Source organism: Curtobacterium sp. 458, assembly GCF_030406605.1.
Lineage (GTDB): Bacteria > Actinomycetota > Actinomycetes > Actinomycetales > Microbacteriaceae > Curtobacterium.
The window spans coordinates 3,352,472-3,368,640 of record NZ_CP129104.1 but is presented as its reverse complement, the minus strand read 5'-3'; the positions used below and the strand labels follow the sequence as shown (position 1 = coordinate 3,368,640).

Below are 16,169 nucleotides of genomic sequence, written 5' to 3'. Positions count from 1 at the left end.
ATGTCATCCGGGTACCAGACCACTGCTGACACCGGTACCGACACCACCAGGCTCGACGCCGCGGAACTCGGTGCGTTCCTCCGGTCGCGTCGGGCCCGGGTCACGCCGGCCGACGTCGGCCTGCCGGACGGCGCACGGCGTCGGACGCCCGGTCTCCGCCGTGAGGAGGTCGCGCAGCTCGCCGGCATCAGTGCGACCTGGTACACGTGGCTCGAACAGGGCCGACCCATCAACGTCTCCGAGCAGGTGCTGCAGGCCGTCGCCCGGACCCTCCGCCTCGACCGGCACGAGCGGGCGCACCTCTTCACGCTCGCCGGTGCGTCCCTGCCGACGGGAGCGGAGGAGCACGCCGTCGACGCCGCGACGCTGCGCCTGGTGCACGCCGTCGAGCCGTGGCCCGCCTGCGTGCAGAACGCCCGCTTCGACGTCCTCGCCTGGAACCGCGGGTACGGCAGGCTCATCGGCGACCTCGACCGCGTCCCGCCCCTCGACCGCAACTCGGTGTGGCTGATGTTCACCGACCCCGACTGGCAGGCCGCGCTCGTCGACCGGGACCGGCTGGCCCGCCAGTCCGTCGCGCGCCTCCGTTCACGCTGGCCCGAGCACCGGGACGATCCCGCCTGGCGCGCCTTCGTGGAGCGGCTCAGGGCGGCCTCCGAGGAGTTCGCCCGCCTGTGGGACTCCCGCGACGTCACCGAGGCGGTGACCGAGCGCAAGCAGGTCCTCAACTCGGACGTCGGCCGCCTCGACCTCGAACTCGCCACCTCGTGGCTGAGCCCCGCCGTCGGCACCCGCCTCGTGGTCTTCACGCCGGCTGACGACGACACGGAGCGCCGGCTCCGCGACCTCGTCGCGTGACGCTCCGGCCTGGAGGCACGGTGCGGCCCCGGCACGACGGCGTCCGTCGCTAGGGTGGGCGCGTGACGACCGTGCCCCCGCCGGCAGCGCCGGCACCGGAACCGACCAGTCCCGTGCAGGCCGCGGCGCTCCGCGACGGCGTCCTGCCCCCGGCCGAGGAGATCCGCCCCGGCGTCTGGACCCTCGCTGTCCCGTTCCGCTTCGGTGTGCCGGACGCCACCCTCGTCTACGTCGTCGGAGGAACCGACGGCGTGCTGACCCTGATCGACCCGGGGTGGTCAGCGGACGACGACCTCACCGTGGTCCGCGAGGGACTGGCCGCGATCGGGCGCTCGCTCGACAACGTCGGGCTCGTCGTGGTCACGCACCTGCACGCCGACCACCTCGGTGCGGCCGCTGCCGTCCGGCGGGCGACCGGCGCCCGGATCGCCATGCACCCGGCCGAGGTCGAGGCGCTCCGCCACGAACGTGCCGACGCCGCCGCGAACGATGCCGACATCGCCTCGTGGGGGCTGCCGGACGACCTCCGCGCCGGCGTCGTGGCCGCGTGGGGGAGCGGTCGACGGATCGGGCTCGGTCGGACGACGGAGCCCTACGCCGATCTCCTGCTCGAGGACGGCGACGCACTGCCCGTCGCCGGTCGGGACATCCGCACGCTGCACACCCCTGGCCACACCGCCGGCCACTGCTGCTTCGTCGACGAGGGCGACGGCCTGCTCTTCACGGGCGACCACGTCCTGCCGAGGATCAACTCCGGGATCGGACTCGGCGGACGGACCGCATCGAACCCGCTCGGCGACTACCTGGCGTCGCTCCGCAGGCTCGACCGGTACGCCGAGCTCGAGGTCTGCCCCGGCCACGAGTACCGCTTCCGGGACGTCGTTGCCCGCGCCCGGACGCTGGCACGGCACCGCGAGGAGCGCTCGCGCCACGTCGCCGAGGCACTCGACGCCCTGCACGAGCCGACGCTGTTCGAGGTCGCGGCGCGGGTGCCGTTCAGCGGCGGGATCGGGTCGATGACGGGGTTCTTGCTCGCGAGCGCCCTGACGCAGACGGCGTACCACGCGGCGTTGCTCGGGCGCGCGGGCGAGGTGCGTCCCGCCTGATCGATGCGGGACGTGACGTGGTGCGCCCGGAAGGTCAGACGACGGTGGTGGCGAGGCGCTCCAGCGTGGTCTTCGCGTCGGCGAACTCGGCGGCGGCGTGGTCGGCGAGGGGTGCGAGGTCCGGCAGACGGTCGGCGAGGGTGGCGCTGACCGTCACCGGGTAGTGCTTCATCCCGAGCGCCGTGCCGAGGATGATCTGCAGCACGGGGGAGCCGTGGTCCCATCCCTCGGTGGGGGTGTCGGCGTCGTAGGTGCCGCCTCGGCTGACCACGGTGACGACCGGGCGACCGGCGAGGGGCTGCACGTCGCCGACGAGCACGCCCGGGACGTGCACGCGGTCGAGCCAGGCCTTCAGCGTGGACGGGACCGTGTAGTTGTAGAGCGGCGAGCCGACGAGCAGGACGTCCGCGGCGAGGAGCTCGTCGATGACCTCCTGGCGGAGGGCCTCGGCCTCGGGGGCGACGACCTCGTCCGTGGTGCGGTCGCTCGCTGCCCAGTGCAGCGCCGAGGTCTCGAGGTGGGGGAGCGGGTCGACGTGCAGGTCGCGCCGGACGACGGTGTACTCCGGACCCCGTGCACGCCAGGCGTCGGCGAACGCGGCGGTCAGCGCGCGCGAGCGGGAGTGGGCGAGGTCGGCGGAGGAGTCGAGGTGCAGCAGCGTCGGCATGCCGCCCACGCTACCGACGCGACACCGTCGTGTGACGGAAGCGGCCCCGTCGCGCCGTGAGGGGCGGGACGGGGCCGGGTCGGGCCTCCCGTCGGTCACGCGGGCACGCGACCGACGGGAGACGTCCTGTGTCAGCGCTGGGCGTGACGGCGGCGCAGGGTGCGCGCGCCGAGCAGGCCGGCGCCGGCGAGCACGAGGCCGAGGGCCCAGGGCAGGGCTCCGGTCGCGTCGGAGCCGGTGTAGGCGAGCTGGCCACGCGTGCCGGTCGCGGTCGGGGTGACCGCGACGGCCGGGGCGACGGTCGGGGTGACCTCGACGTCGAACGAGACCGGCTGCAGGGCCTCGGCCGAGACGGTCAGCGTGTGGGTCGACGCGTGCGGGAACGTGACGCTCGTCACGCCGAAGTCATCGGCACCGTCCTCGGTGTACGGCTTGATGACGTCGCTCGCGACGTTCGACGTGACCGTCGCCTTGACGGTCAGCTCACCGTCCTCGTCGACCTGCTCGATGTCGTTGCCGAACCGGTCGACCGGCGTGCCGTAGACGAGGAGCGTGCCGCCCTGCTTGACCGACACGTGGTCCAGCAGGTCCGAGTCGTCAGCGAAGAAGCCGTCGCCGTCCGGGTCGATGGTGACGCCCACGACGCTCCCGTCCGGGCGGATGAAGTACACCGATCCCTCGTCACCGTGGACGAGGCCCGCGTCGAGCGCCTGCGCGGCGAGGCCGTACGCGGCACCCGGGTCGACGGTGAGCTCGGCGTAGACCGTGGTCGTGACGTCGCCGCTCGTGGCGGTGACGGCGAAGTCGAAGGTGGAGGCCTCGGTCGCGGTGCCGCTCAACTCACCCGTGGTCGGGTCGAACGTGATGCCCTTCGGCAGCTGGTCCTCCGGGGTGTACTCGCCGTCACCGTTGACGTCGCCGTCCTCCTCCCAGCCGAAGCCGAGCGTCGAGTCCGCCTGGGCCTCGGCCTGGTTCGACTCGACGTTGTCGATCGAGTCTTCCTCGTCGTCGTAGTACCACGCAAGCTGGTAGGTCGGCGCGGGGTAGCCCTCGGCGCGGAACGTGTAGGAGAACGCCTCACCGGCGGTCGCGTCCTGCGGGAGGGAGTAGGTGTCCTCGTCGGCTTCGGTGCCGCTGTCGAGGGGCGTGCCCGTCTCGTCGACGAACACCGGGTCCTGCGTGATCTCGGCCGACTGCTCCGACTCGACCGGGCCGGTGACGGCACCGGAGACGTCGCCGGTCACCTCGACGGAGACCTTCGTGCCCGCGTACGCGGCGTCGACCTTCCAGGTCTGGGACTGCGCCTTGTAGATCGGAGCACCGGTCGCGTCGAGCCACTGGTACTTGAACGAGCCGTCGGCGTCGAAGCCGTCCCAGCTGGCGGTGAGCGTGGAGCCGACCTTCGCGTCGCCCGTGATCGTCGCGGTCGGGGCGGCGGCGGCGGCGGTGGTGCTCGCGTCCGTGGCGTCGCTCGCGGCCGGTGCCGAGGAGCGCAGGTGCGGCAGCAGCGGGAACGTCGGCGCGGTCGATCCCGTCGGCGTCGGCTCACCGGTCGGCGCGGGCGTCGATGTGGGCGACGGCGTCGTCGTCGGGGCGGGCGTGACCGTCGGCGACGGGGTGTCCGTCGGCGCCGGCGTCTCCGTCTGCGTCGGGTCGGCCTGCACGGACACCGAGCCGTCCGTGTCCGACGGCGCAGCGTTCGCGGCCGTCGCGGTCATGATGCCGAGGCCGGTCGTCAGGACGACGAGCGCGGCGGTGGTCCCGAGCGCGCAGGCGCGTCGGGCGGTTGAAGTGCTTCGACGCACGTTCTCCCCCAGGGTCCAGGTCCGGTCGGGTGCCGGATCGTAAGAGTTCGCCGAGAATCTTCGGCCCTCGGATCGTAGGGCCGCGCTGAGTGGATACGGCGGCTCGACGCCGAAATGTGACCAGGGTTGGGGGGAACGTTACGGAAACCGGCACGGGCCCGGTGCGGATCGGCACCGGGCCCGCGTCGACGGCGGAGCGGACCGCTCAGAGGCGACGGCGACGCAGTCGGAAGCCGAGCAGGGTGGCGCCCGCGGCGAGGAGGCCCGCACCCCAGGCGATCGGTCCGCGCTCGTCGGCCCCGGTGTACGCGAGCGTCGCGCCGGTCCCGGTCGCCGATGTCGCGACCGCGGCGGTGGCGAGCGGCTGCACGGCGACGACGAACGAGCCGGAGACGCCGTCCTGCGACACCGTCAGGCGGTGCTGCGACGCGTGCGGGAACGTGACGAGCACGTACTCCTTCGTGGGGTCCGCCACGATGCGGTCGGACGCGACGGAGCTCGTGACCGTCCCGATCGGCTGCCGGCCGACGGTGCCGGGCGTCACGAGGTTCCCGAACCGGTCGACCGCGACGCCGGTGACCCGGATCGTGCCGCCCTGCTTCGCGGGGATGGACGACACCCTGCCGAGGTCCTTGCCGGTGGCGCTGAACGACTCGATCGCACCGGTCACACCGATCTGGTAGGCCCCGTGGTCGGGGTTCCCGTCACTGACGATGCTTGTGACCCCGACGGCCGCCGCGGGGCGCACCGTGAGCCGGACGTACTCGGTCGCCGTCGCCGTCCCACGGAGGGCGACGACCTCGAAGTCGTACGTACCCGCCGTGGTCTCGGTGCTCGTCAGCACGCCGGTGGAGACGTTGACGGTGAACTTCGACGACGGCGCGTCCTGGATCGCGTACGCGGTGGAGCCGCTCCCGCCGACGAGCTGGAAGGTGTGGGTGAAGGTCGTGCCGGCGGTCGCGGTGAGGGCGAGGGGCTGCGCCTTCGTCGACGGCTCGGTGAACGACACCGGCGAGGGCGAGACCGTGACCTGCACGTACTCGGTCGCCTGAGTGCCACCGCTCAGGGCGACGACCTCGAAGTCGTAGGTCCCCGCAGTGGTCGGGGTCGTGCTCAGCACGCCCGTGTCCGACTGCACGGTCCAGGCGCTCGACGGTGCGTCCTGGATCGCGTACGCAACCGTGCCGTCCCCGCCGGTGGTGTGGAACGTGTGGCTGAACGGGGTGCCGACGGTTGCCGTGAGGGCGAGCGGTGCGGCCTTCGTCGACGGCTCCGTGAACGCGACCGGCGTGGTCGCGGCGGGCGTCCCCGCGGCCGGGGCCGACGACGTCGAGCCCGAAGCCGACGTGCCGGCGGCCGGAGCAGTCGTCGACGTCGACGTCGCCGTGCCGGTCGCCGCGTTCGCCGCGGTGACGCCGAACGCGGCGCCGGAACCGACGGTGACGACCGCGATCGCGGTCGCCGCGACGAGCGCGGCACGGCGGCGCGGCGAGGTGGTGGTGGTGCGCATGGATTTCCCCCCTGGGAGGTCCGGGTTCGCAGGGCGGCCATCCGCTCCTGTCGATGCTGACGCTACGGCTCCGGAGCGCCGTCCGGGTGGACCGGAGGTTGCGGTTCCATCACGGAACGATTCGGGTCCACACAGCATCTGACCTGGGGTTTTCCACAGCAACTGAACATCGGACGGGAGGCGCGGTGCGGGCCCGACCCGTGCCTCCCGTCCGTCGCCTGGTCGCGTCAGGCGCGACGGCGACGGAGGCGGTGCAGCAGCAGACCGCCGCCGGCGGCGAGCAGGCCGAGCGCCCACCCGAGCGGCCCCGAGGAGTCCGACCCGGTGTACGCCAGGGTGCCCGTCGCGTCGTGCCCGATCGAGGCTTCGGCGTCGGGCGAGACGTCGATCGGGATCGCCTGGGAACCGCCCTCGTAGCTGACCGTCACGACGTGCCGGGACGCACGCGCGAACGTGACCGTCGTGCCGCCGCTGACGGGGTCGAGGGCGAACCGGTCGCTCGCGACGTCGCTCGTGAGGGTGCGGTCGACGAGGTGGTCCAGGACGTTGCCGAACCGGTCCTGGGCGACGGTGAAGACGACCATCCGGTCACCCTGTCGCGCAGGGACGGCGTCGACGCGCTCGCCCACGGGGTCACCGTGGACGTGTTCCACGGTGTCACCCTCGACGTACCACCAGTCCCCGGTGTCCCCGGCGTCGGCCTGGCGCACGCTGACGTCGAAGTGGTCGAACGCAGCCGGCGTCACGGTGAGCTCGACGGGGACGACGGCTTCCACGCCGCCACCCGCCGCGACCACCCGGAGGTGGTACGTCCCCGCCACCGTGCCGCTGCCGGTGAGCGAGCCGGTGCGGGGATCGATCCGCACGTCCAGGCCGTCCTGCCCCTCGTACGGCGTCCCGTCCGAGGAGCGGAGCTGGTACCGCAGGTCGTCGCCGCCCCCGGTCACGGGGAACTCGGCCGAGAACGGCTCGCCGGCGACCGCGGTGAACCGGGTCTGCGTCTCCGCGGCGAACCCGAACGACTCCGTCGCGGAGCTGGCGTCGACCGTGAACGAGGTCGAGGCGCCGCCCTCCGAGACCGTCAGGGTGCGCGTGCCGGTCGCGGTGAACGAGACCGTGTTCGACCCGTCGTCGGACCACACGGCCCGGTCGGACGGGACCGTGCTCGTCACGGTCGACCGCGGGTGGGGGTCGTCGTCCCCACCCGGCGTCGTGCGGTTGCCGTACGCGTCGACCGCGAGGCCGGCGAGCACGAGGGGCGAGCCCTCGGCCACGGGGACCTCGGGCACGATGCGGACGCGGCCCTGCCCCGCTGCCTGCTCCCAGATCGTGCCGTCCGTCTCGACCTGCCACATGCCGGCACCGTCGGAGGCCGACACCGCGAAGGTGACCCCGACCGGCGCTCCCGGTCGGACGGTGAGGCGCACGTACTCGACCGCGCGCTCGGACCCGCTCGTCGCGACGACCTGGAAGTCGTACGACGTGGCGAGTCGGGCGGTGCCGGACAGGCGACCGGTCGAGCCGTCGAGCGTGTAGTCGTCGTTGAACGAGCCGTCGCCGACGATCGGCTTCCCACCGGCACCGCGCAGCTCGTACGTGACTGCTGCCGTGCCTCCGGCCGCCGTGAAGGTCCGGTCGACGGTGTCGCCGGCGGTGGCCTCGAGCAGGAGCGGTGCGTCCGCGGTCGTGCCGTCCGGGAACGCGAGGCCGGCGCGCTGCTCGGCGGCGGGCGTGACGGCGGGAGCGGCGGGCGCGTCCGGGACGGCGGGAGCCGCGGCGGTGCCGTGGGTCTCGTCAGGGGTGGTCGTCCGGTCGGGGGCGACCGTGTCGCCAGCGGGGGCCGTCGTCGGGTCGGAGGTCGTGCCTCCAGGCCGGGTGTCGGCGGCGGCGTCGGACGTGACTGGCGTGCCGGAGTCGACCGTCTGCACGGCCGTCGGTGCGTCGTCGGCGAACGCCGCGGTGGCACCGATGCCGAAGGCGGATGACGCGGTGACGACGGCGACGGCCGCTCCGATCGCGGCGCCGTGACGGAGTCGGCGTGGGCAGGACTGCTGCATGGGATCCCCCTGGGTGTCGGTGGGCACCGGGAGGTGCCCTCGCCCAGGGGTGTCGTGGCGGCCGCGGTCCTGACGGGCGTCGGGTCTCGGTCCGGTAACGGTCCGGCGGACGGCGACCGACCGGTCAGTCGCCGACGACCGCCGCGGCGCGTTCCAGTTCGGCGCGCAACGTCCGCACGGCGGGCGACGACGACCCCGCGGACCGGACCACGGTGAAGATCGTGCGGCGCGGCTGCTCCGGTAGCTCCACCAGGCGGCACGTCGTCGTGCGTCCGGTCCACATCAGGTCGGGCATGAGGCTGACCGCGTTGCCGGACTCGACCAGGCGGATCTGCGTCTGCAGGTCGGCGGTCTCGTAGCGGACGTCGGGCTCGAAGCCGTGCTGGCGGCAGACCTGCTCCGCGAAGTGCCGGGACGCCGTGCCGCGCGGCTCCATCACCCACGGGAGGGCCTCGGCGTCCGCGATCGAGGTGACCGGCGCGAGCGCGGTGTCGAGCGGGGGGAGTGCCAGGCGGACGGCGTCGGTCGTGAGGTCCTCGCGGTGGAGTCCCGGCAGTCGCGGAGCCGCGTGCGCCGGGTACTGCTCGGCGATGACCATGTCGAAGTCACGGATCCAGGTCTCGTGCAGCGCCGTCTCCGGCTCGCGCTGCACCATCTCGATCCGCACGTCCGGGTGCGCGGTCGCCATCGCGTGCAGGGCGTTCGGCATGAGCGCGAGCGCGGCGGACTGGAACACCGCGACCCGGACCCGGCCCTGGACGGTCGGCATGGAGCCCTCGACCTCGGACTGCGCCTGCTCCAGGACGTCGAGGACGTGTCCGGCTGCCTGCACGAGCACCTCGGCCTGCGGGGTGAGCTGGAGGCGTCGGCCGGCCTTGCGCAGGAGGGGGACGCCGGCCTCGCGTTCGAGGGCTGCGAGCTGCTGCGAGACGGCCGACGGGGTGAAGTTCACGGCTTCGGCGACCGCCGCGATCGTGCCCCGGATGGAGAGCTCCCGGAGGAGGACGAGACGGCGGACGTCGAGCATGGCGTCAGTTTAGGAGAACTGCACGGTACTCGTCACGAAACGTTGCTTCCGCTGATGCTTCGGCGGCTCCACACTGATCCCATGACGACCGTGCACGAGCACCCCGCTGCCGCTCCCCAGCCCACCGGACCGGGCGACCTCGCCGACGAGTCGGTCGCGCTCGTCCGGCAGTGGCTCGCCGAGGCGGAGACCTACCCGGTCGACGGCTCCGCGAAGCAGCTCGCGGGCGTCCTCGCCGACCCGGCCGGCCTCGACTTCGCGGTCGGGTTCGTCGACGGCGTCGTCCGCCCGGAGGACCTCGGCGTCGCCGCGCGCAAGCTCCGCGCCATCGCGCCGAACGCGCCCGGGTTCCTGCCCGCGGCGCTCCGTGGACTCGTCCGGCTCGGTGGCGGGATGGCCCCGGTGCTCCCCGGCGTCGTCGTGCCGATTGCCCGACGCGTGCTGCGGGGCATGGTGGGCCACCTCATCGTGGACGCCACCGACGCCAAGCTCGGCCCGGCGATCGCGAAGATCAAGCGCGAGGGCGTGCGGCTCAACGTCAACCTGCTCGGTGAGGCGGTGCTCGGCGAGAAGGAGGCCGCGCGGCGCCTGGACGGCACGCTGAAGCTGCTCGCCCGCGACGACGTCGACTACGTGTCGATCAAGGTCTCCTCGACCGTGCACCCGCACTCGCCGTGGGCGTTCGACCACGCCGTCGAGGACATCATCGAGAAGCTCCGGCCGCTGTTCCGCCGTGCCGCCGCGGCGTCACCGAACAAGTTCATCAACCTCGACATGGAGGAGTACAAGGACCTCGACCTCACCATCGCGGTCTTCACGAAGCTCCTCGACGAGCCCGAGTTCACGACGCTCGAGGCCGGCATCGTCCTCCAGGCGTACCTCCCCGACGCGCTCGCCGCGATGCAGCACCTGCAGGAGTGGTCCGCGGCCCGTCGCGCCCGCGGAGGCGCCGACATCAAGGTCCGGCTCGTGAAGGGCGCCAACCTGCCGATGGAGCAGGTCGAGGCCTCCGTGCACGGCTGGCCGCTCGCCACGTGGCACACCAAGCAGGACTCCGACACGAACTACAAGCGGGTGCTCGACTGGGCGCTCACCCCGTCACGCGTCGAGAACGTGCGCGTCGGCGTCGCCGGCCACAACCTGTTCGACGTCGCGCACGCCTGGCTGCTCGCCGGCCAGCGGGGCGTCCGCGACGGCATCGAGTTCGAGATGCTGCTCGGCATGGCGCAGGGGCAGGCCGAGGCAGTCCGCCGCACCGTCGGGTCCCTGCTGCTCTACACGCCGGTGGTCCACCCCGGCGAGTTCGACGTCGCGATCGCGTACCTGATCCGTCGCCTGGAGGAAGGCGCATCGCAGGAGAACTTCATGTCCGCGGTCTTCTCCCTCGCCTCCTCGCCGGAGCTCTTCGCCCGCGAGGAAGACCGCTTCCGGTCGTCCCTGGCACCGCTCGCCACGCCGGAGGGGCTCCTCGCTCCGGCGTCCCACCGCGTCGCCGACCGCTACGCGGCCGTCGGTCGCCCCTCCGCGGGGCACTTCGAGAACACGCCGGACACCGACCCGTCCGTCGCCGCGTTCCGCGAGTGGGGTGCCGACATCACCGCGCGGGTCGCGTCGTCGACGCTGGGTGCCAAGGCCGTCCAGGAGGCACGGGTCGACTCCGCCTCGACGCTCGACTCGATCCTCGGTCGTGTCCGTGCAGCGGGCAGTGCATGGGCCTCGTGGTCGGGCGCGGCGCGCGGCGCCGTGCTGCACGCCGTCGGTGACGCACTCGAGGCGAACCGCGCAGCGCTCGTCGAGGTCATGGCTTCCGAGACCGGCAAGACCATCGACCAGGCCGACCCCGAGGTGTCCGAAGCGATCGACTTCGCGCACTTCTACGCTGAGCTCGCATCCGGCCTCGACGACGTCGACGGTGCGACCTTCACCCCGGCTGCCCTGACGCTCGTCGCGCCGCCGTGGAACTTCCCGGTCGCGATCCCCGCCGGATCGACCCTGGCCGCGCTCGCCGCCGGGTCGGCCGTGGTGCTCAAGCCCGCGCCGCCCGCCGAGCGCTCGGGTGCCGTGCTCGCGTCGATCATCGAGACCGCGCTCGACCTGCACGGTGCCCCCGCCGACGTCCTCGCGTTCCTGCAGGTCTCCGAGAACGACCTCGGGGAGCAGCTCGTGTCGTCGCCGCTCGTCGACCGGGTGATCCTCACGGGGGCGTACGAGACCGCCGAGCTCTTCCGCTCGTTCCGCCCCGACCTGCCGCTCCTCGCCGAGACCTCGGGGAAGAACGCGATCATCGTCACCCCGTCCGCCGACCTCGACCTCGCCGTGAAGGACGTCGTCGCCTCGGCGTTCGGGCACGCGGGCCAGAAGTGCTCCGCAGCCTCCCTCGTGGTGCTGGTCGGTTCGGTGGCCACGTCGCGGCGGTTCCGGTCGCAGCTCGTCGACGCGGTGTCCTCGCTGACCGTGGGCTACCCGACCGACTCGACCACGCAGATGGGGCCGGTCATCGAACCGGCCGCGGGCAAGCTGCTCGACGGCCTGACGAAGCTCGGCGCAGGGGAGTCGTGGGCCGTGCAGCCCGCGCGCCTGGACGACTCCGGCAAGCTCTGGAGCCCCGGGGTCCGCGACGGTGTCGCCCGCGGCTCGGCGTTCCACCGCACCGAGTACTTCGGTCCCATCCTCGGCATCATGACCGCCCGCACCCTCGACGAGGCGATCGACATCGTGAACGAGGTCGACTACGGCCTCACCTCGGGTCTGCACTCGCTCGACCCGGCGGAGATCGGCACCTGGCTCGACCGCATCGAGGCGGGCAACCTCTACGTGAACCGCGGCATCACCGGTGCGATCGTCCGGCGGCAGCCGTTCGGCGGGTGGAAGAAGTCGGCGGTCGGCGCGGGGACGAAGGCCGGTGGGCTGAACTACCTGCTCGGGCTCGGCTCGTGGTCGTCGGCGCCCGCTGGTGCTGGTGCTGGTGCCGCGGTGTCCGCCCCGGTGTCGGCGTTCGTCCGGGCTGCCGGGGCCGCCTCGGAGTCGCTCGACCGTTCGCTCGCGTCCGACCAGCAGGCATGGGCGTCGCTGTTCGGCACCGCCACGGACGTGTCGGCACTCACCGCCGAGCGGAACATCGCGCGCTACCTGCCCTACCCGGGAGTGCACGTGCGGCTGGCTGCCACCGACATCGATGCGGACGGTGTCGAGTCGCTCGTGCGCGTCGTGTCGGCTGCGCTCCGCGCCGGGACCACGATCGACGTCTCGGTGGCCGGTTCGCTGCCGGCCGCCGTGCCATCGGCCGTGCAGTCGCTGTCGATCGTCCGGTCGCTCCGTGAACGTGAGACCGACGCGGCGTTCTCGGCGCGGATCGCTGACGGCCCCTCCACGCGGGTGCGGCTCATCGGCGGTGACGTCTCGGCGCTGTACACGGCGATCGGTGGGCGTCCGGACGTCGCGGTGTACGCCGAGCCCGTGACCGAGGCGGGACGACTCGAGGTGCTGCCGTTCCTCCGGGAGCAGGCGGTGTCGATCACGGCGCACCGCTTCGGGACGCCGAACCACCTGACGGACGCGCTGATCTAGGGCGCCGGGTACCGCACTCGGCGTCGCGCTCGGCGCTCGCTCGGCGCTCGATAGGGCACGACGTTCGCACAACCAAAGACGGCTCGAACCACGAGATGACGTGGTTCGAGCCGTCTCCGGTTGTGCGCTGGTCAGGCGGGGACGGTCATCGTGTCCGTGACGAGTTCGCGCAGCTCGGGCGGCACCGGCACCGGGCGGCGGGCGCCCTCGCGGTCGATGACCACGTGGACGAACTCACCCGTCGCGAGCAGCGCGCCGTCGGAGGCACGGAAGAGCCCGAACTCCCACGCGATGCTGGTGGTGCCGATCCGCTTCGACCGCATCCCGACGTCGATGACGTCCGGCCACACTGCCGACTCGACGAAGTGACAGCTCGACGAGACCAGCACCGCGATCCACTCCGACGAGAACGGGTCGAGTCCGGCGACCTCGCGGAACCAGTACGTCGCGGCGTTGTCCATCGCCGAGTAGTAGATCGTGTTGTTCACGTGCCCGAACATGTCGTTGTCGTTCCACCGCGTGGGGTAGGTGCGGGTGAACGGGTACTCGTCGATGGTCATCGGTCTCCGATCGGTCGTGCGGCTCGGCTGGTCCCGGGTCCGAGGCCGGACCGACCGTAGTCGACTCCGGCTCCGTGCCGTCTGATGCTCGGGAGTCCGGATCCCGTCATGCGGTCGAGCGGGTACAGCGTGCCAGCCGTCCCCTCAGGACTCCGTCCGTACCGTGGGGACCATGTGCGAGTCGGTTCAGTGCCCCGTGTGCGGCAAGTCTTCGTGGGCCGGCTGCGGCGACCACGTCCGCGACGTGATGCGTGGCGTTCGTCGCCGTGACCGCTGTCAGGGACACGGCATCCCGCACCACCTGCTGGAGACCCGCGGCTTCCGCTGATCGTCGGGAGCTGTCCGGTCGCCGCACCGTGCGGGTGCTCGTCAGGCCGTGGGCGTTGCCTCGACGGGTGCCGGTGACCACCGGCCGTCCGCCGCACCACGAGGAGCACCTCATCGTGTCCGAGTCCTTCGCCCACCCCACCGCACTCGCCCACGTCCGGGTGACCGTGACCGACATCCACCGGAGCAAGGCGTTCTACGAGCAGCTGCTCGGCGTCGAGCCCACGATGGACTTCAGCGAGCACGCTGACGAGCCCGGGATCGAGCAGGACCGCGAGCGCCTCTACGGCGGGTGCATCTTCCCGCTCGGCGACCAGCTCTTCGGGCTCCGGCCGGTCGCTCCCCACGGGCAGCGGTTCGACCCGGACACCGTCGGGCTCGACCACGTCAGCTTCACCGTGGGCTCGGTCGCCGCCCTGCACGACGCTGCCGCTCGTCTGGACGCTGCGGGCATCGAGCACGGTGCGGTGACGGACCTCGGCGACACCGGGATCGTGATCCTCTCCGTCCAGGACCCCGACGACATCAACCTCGAGTTCACCGCCGCGAAGGGCTGACGCCGGCACCGGCGGGCGTCAGTCGACCGGTGCTGGCACGGCAGCCGGGCGGAGCACGTACTCGAACGTCGCACGGGCTCGGGCAGCGTCGGGCGTTTCGCCCGAGATGAGGTCGGCGTAGGTGAACGACTCCGAGATCCGGACCAGGAGCCGCGCCAACTCCTCGCTCGACAACGGTGCGGGATCGAACGCGCCGGAGTTCCGCTCGGCGTCGACCAGCGCGGTGACCCGTGCGACGAAGCGACTCTGCACGTCGCTGTCCGACGTCGTCAGGAGCCGGAGGGCCCGTGCGGGTTCCCGGGTGAGGAACGCCCGGAAGTAGGGCGCTCGGATGAGGTCGGCTGTGAACCGGTCCAGGACGTCGACGATGCGCGCGACCCCCGACGGAGCAGCCGCTGCGGCAGCGCCGTCGAGCGTCGGGACGGCCAGTGACCACAGCACCTCGGACAGCAGCTGGTCGCGGTTGCCCACCCACCGGAACAGGGACGTCCGGTCCACGCCGAGCGACGCTGCCAGGGTTCCCATGTCGATCCGCGAGCCGTCGATGAAGGTGTGGCGGGCCTCCCGGAAGGCGCGCAGCGCAGAGTTCGATGTGTACATGCATCCCTCCCTTGCAACGTTTTCGAGAATGATGCACGATCAGGGGTATGTCAACGACGGCAGCCACCACGCCCCTCCTCGAATCGGACTTCTACGGCTTCCAGGCGGGGCTGACCGAGCAGGAGCGTGACTCGCTCGGGCGGCTGCGGGCGTACCTCGAAGCCGAGGTCCGACCCATCGCGGACGCCTACTGGGCCCGCGCCGAGTTCCCGATGCAGGTCATCGCACCGCTCGCCGAGCTCGGCATGTACGGTCCGGGTGTCCCGCTCGTGCGCCAGTTCGAGAACTCGGCCGTCTACCGCGGCTGGGCGGCGCTCGAGCTCGGGCGTGTCGACGCGAGCGTGGCGACGTTCATCGGCGTGCAGTCCGGCCTCGCGATGAACTCGATCGCCGTCGCCGGCAGCGAGGAGCAGCAGCGAGAGTGGCTGCCCCCGATGGCCCGGGGCGAGCTCGTCGGGGCGTTCGGCCTCACCGAACCGCTGTCCGGCAGCGACTCGGCACGCGGGCTGCGGACGACGGCTCGGCGCGAGGGTGACGAGTGGGTCCTCGACGGCGAGAAGCGCTGGATCGGCAACGCCACCTTCGCCGACGTCGTCGTCATCTGGGCGAAGGACGTCGCGGACGACCAGGTGAAGGGCTTCCTCGTCACGACGGACACCCCCGGGTTCACCGCGACGAAGATCGAGGACAAGATCGCCCTGCGCGGCGTGCAGAACGCCGACATCACGATGACGGGCGTGCGCGTCCCGGAGTCGCGGCGGCTGCAGCGCGCGGACTCGTTCCGGGCGACGGCGGAGGTGCTGCGGCTCACCCGCACCGAGGTCGCGTGGCAGGCGATCGGCATCGCGGTCGGTGCCTACGACGCCGCGCTCGACTACGCCCGCACCCGCATCCAGTTCGGCAAGCCCATCGCGTCGCACCAGATGGTGCAGGACCTCCTGGTGAAGTCGCTGGCGAACATCACGGCGTCGATCGCGCTCTGCACGCAGGCCTCGGCCATGCAGGACGCCGGAGTGGGCGGGGACGAGCACTCCGCGATGGCGAAGGCGTTCGCGACGGCGAAGATGCGCGAGACGGTGGGCTGGTGCCGCGAGGTGCAGGGCGGCAACGGGATCGTGCTGCAGAAGGGCGTCGCGCGGTTCTTCGCCGACGCCGAGGCGATCTACTCCTACGAAGGCACGCGCGAGGTCAACACCCTCATCGTCGGGCGTGCGATCACGGGGCAGGCAGCGTTCGTGTGAGGGGCTGAAGCTCGGCCGGGGTGCGGCGTCAGCGCTCGCTCCCGGCCGGTTCCGCGTGTGACTTCGGGTGTCGCTGCGGAAGGGCGCGGCCGGTGTCGGACGACATCGGCCGCGTCGCTGTTTGCGCGTGCAACGGTTGTGCGCGCGGGGGAGCGACGTGGTCGTACGACATCGGTCGTGTCGCCCGACAGCGGCGTGCGGCGTGCGGTCTGCGGCGTGAGCGCACGCACGAGTGCGACGTTGCACGCGTCGATCGACACGTGCACCGTCGTACTCGCGGCGCGGAA

The 16,169-nt window shown here is 72.4% G+C and carries 12 protein-coding genes; 5 read left to right on the top strand and 7 right to left on the bottom strand.

Annotated features, from left to right (window positions below; genetic code table 11):
• Together QPJ90_RS16220 and QPJ90_RS16215 are read left to right on the top strand one after the other, a co-directional pair.
• The gene (locus QPJ90_RS16220) at positions 1-858 is read left to right on the top strand and encodes a helix-turn-helix transcriptional regulator (RefSeq protein ID WP_290132172.1); all 858 of its coding nucleotides are present in this window, start codon (positions 1-3) and stop codon (positions 856-858) included.
• Between the two features lie 62 nt (positions 859-920).
• Positions 921-1,964: an MBL fold metallo-hydrolase gene (locus QPJ90_RS16215; protein ID WP_290132171.1), complete on the top strand. Its 1,044-nt coding sequence runs from the start codon at positions 921-923 to the stop codon at positions 1,962-1,964.
• Positions 1,965-1,998: 34 nt separating this feature from the next.
• Here the strand turns inward: QPJ90_RS16215 and QPJ90_RS16210 are convergent, their stop codons facing one another.
• The 5 genes from QPJ90_RS16210 to QPJ90_RS16190 all read right to left on the bottom strand — a co-directional run bounded on the left by QPJ90_RS16210 (position 1,999) and on the right by QPJ90_RS16190 (position 9,030).
• Positions 1,999-2,631 carry an NAD(P)H-dependent oxidoreductase gene (locus QPJ90_RS16210; protein ID WP_290132170.1) on the bottom strand — a complete coding sequence of 211 codons (633 nt, stop codon included), beginning with the start codon at positions 2,629-2,631 and terminating at the stop codon, positions 1,999-2,001.
• Between the two features lie 131 nt (positions 2,632-2,762).
• The gene (locus tag QPJ90_RS16205; protein WP_290132169.1) at positions 2,763-4,436 is read right to left on the bottom strand and encodes a putative Ig domain-containing protein; all 1,674 of its coding nucleotides are present in this window, start codon (positions 4,434-4,436) and stop codon (positions 2,763-2,765) included.
• 205 nt (positions 4,437-4,641) lie between these two features.
• Positions 4,642-5,946, bottom strand: coding sequence for a hypothetical protein (locus tag QPJ90_RS16200; RefSeq protein ID WP_290132168.1), 1,305 nt, complete (start codon positions 5,944-5,946; stop codon positions 4,642-4,644).
• 227 nt (positions 5,947-6,173) lie between these two features.
• Positions 6,174-8,003, bottom strand: a complete 1,830-nt coding sequence (locus tag QPJ90_RS16195; RefSeq protein WP_290132167.1) for a hypothetical protein — start codon at positions 8,001-8,003, stop codon at positions 6,174-6,176.
• A gap of 124 nt (positions 8,004-8,127) precedes the next feature.
• The gene (locus tag QPJ90_RS16190; RefSeq protein ID WP_290132166.1) at positions 8,128-9,030 is read right to left on the bottom strand and encodes a LysR family transcriptional regulator; all 903 of its coding nucleotides are present in this window, start codon (positions 9,028-9,030) and stop codon (positions 8,128-8,130) included.
• A gap of 81 nt (positions 9,031-9,111) precedes the next feature.
• Here QPJ90_RS16190 and QPJ90_RS16185 point away from each other — a divergent pair, with 81 nt between their 5' ends.
• Complete coding sequence (locus QPJ90_RS16185) at positions 9,112-12,597, top strand: bifunctional proline dehydrogenase/L-glutamate gamma-semialdehyde dehydrogenase (RefSeq protein WP_290132165.1); 3,486 nt, start codon at positions 9,112-9,114, stop codon at positions 12,595-12,597.
• Between the two features lie 131 nt (positions 12,598-12,728).
• Here the strand turns inward: QPJ90_RS16185 and QPJ90_RS16180 are convergent, their stop codons facing one another.
• Positions 12,729-13,157 carry a thioesterase family protein gene (locus tag QPJ90_RS16180; RefSeq protein WP_290132164.1) on the bottom strand — a complete coding sequence of 143 codons (429 nt, stop codon included), beginning with the start codon at positions 13,155-13,157 and terminating at the stop codon, positions 12,729-12,731.
• Positions 13,158-13,552: 395 nt separating this feature from the next.
• Between QPJ90_RS16180 and QPJ90_RS16175 the strand changes: the two genes are divergently transcribed.
• Positions 13,553-14,041, top strand: a complete 489-nt coding sequence (locus tag QPJ90_RS16175; RefSeq protein ID WP_290132163.1) for a VOC family protein — start codon at positions 13,553-13,555, stop codon at positions 14,039-14,041.
• A gap of 18 nt (positions 14,042-14,059) precedes the next feature.
• On the opposite strand, the gene QPJ90_RS16170 is transcribed toward QPJ90_RS16175, so the two are convergent.
• Positions 14,060-14,641, bottom strand: coding sequence for a QsdR family transcriptional regulator (locus QPJ90_RS16170; protein WP_290132162.1), 582 nt, complete (start codon positions 14,639-14,641; stop codon positions 14,060-14,062).
• 47 nt (positions 14,642-14,688) lie between these two features.
• Between QPJ90_RS16170 and QPJ90_RS16165 the strand changes: the two genes are divergently transcribed.
• A complete protein-coding gene (locus QPJ90_RS16165; RefSeq protein WP_290132161.1) occupies positions 14,689-15,882 on the top strand; it encodes an acyl-CoA dehydrogenase family protein in 1,194 nt (397 codons plus the stop codon).
• Positions 15,883-16,169: the final 287 nt, after the last annotated feature.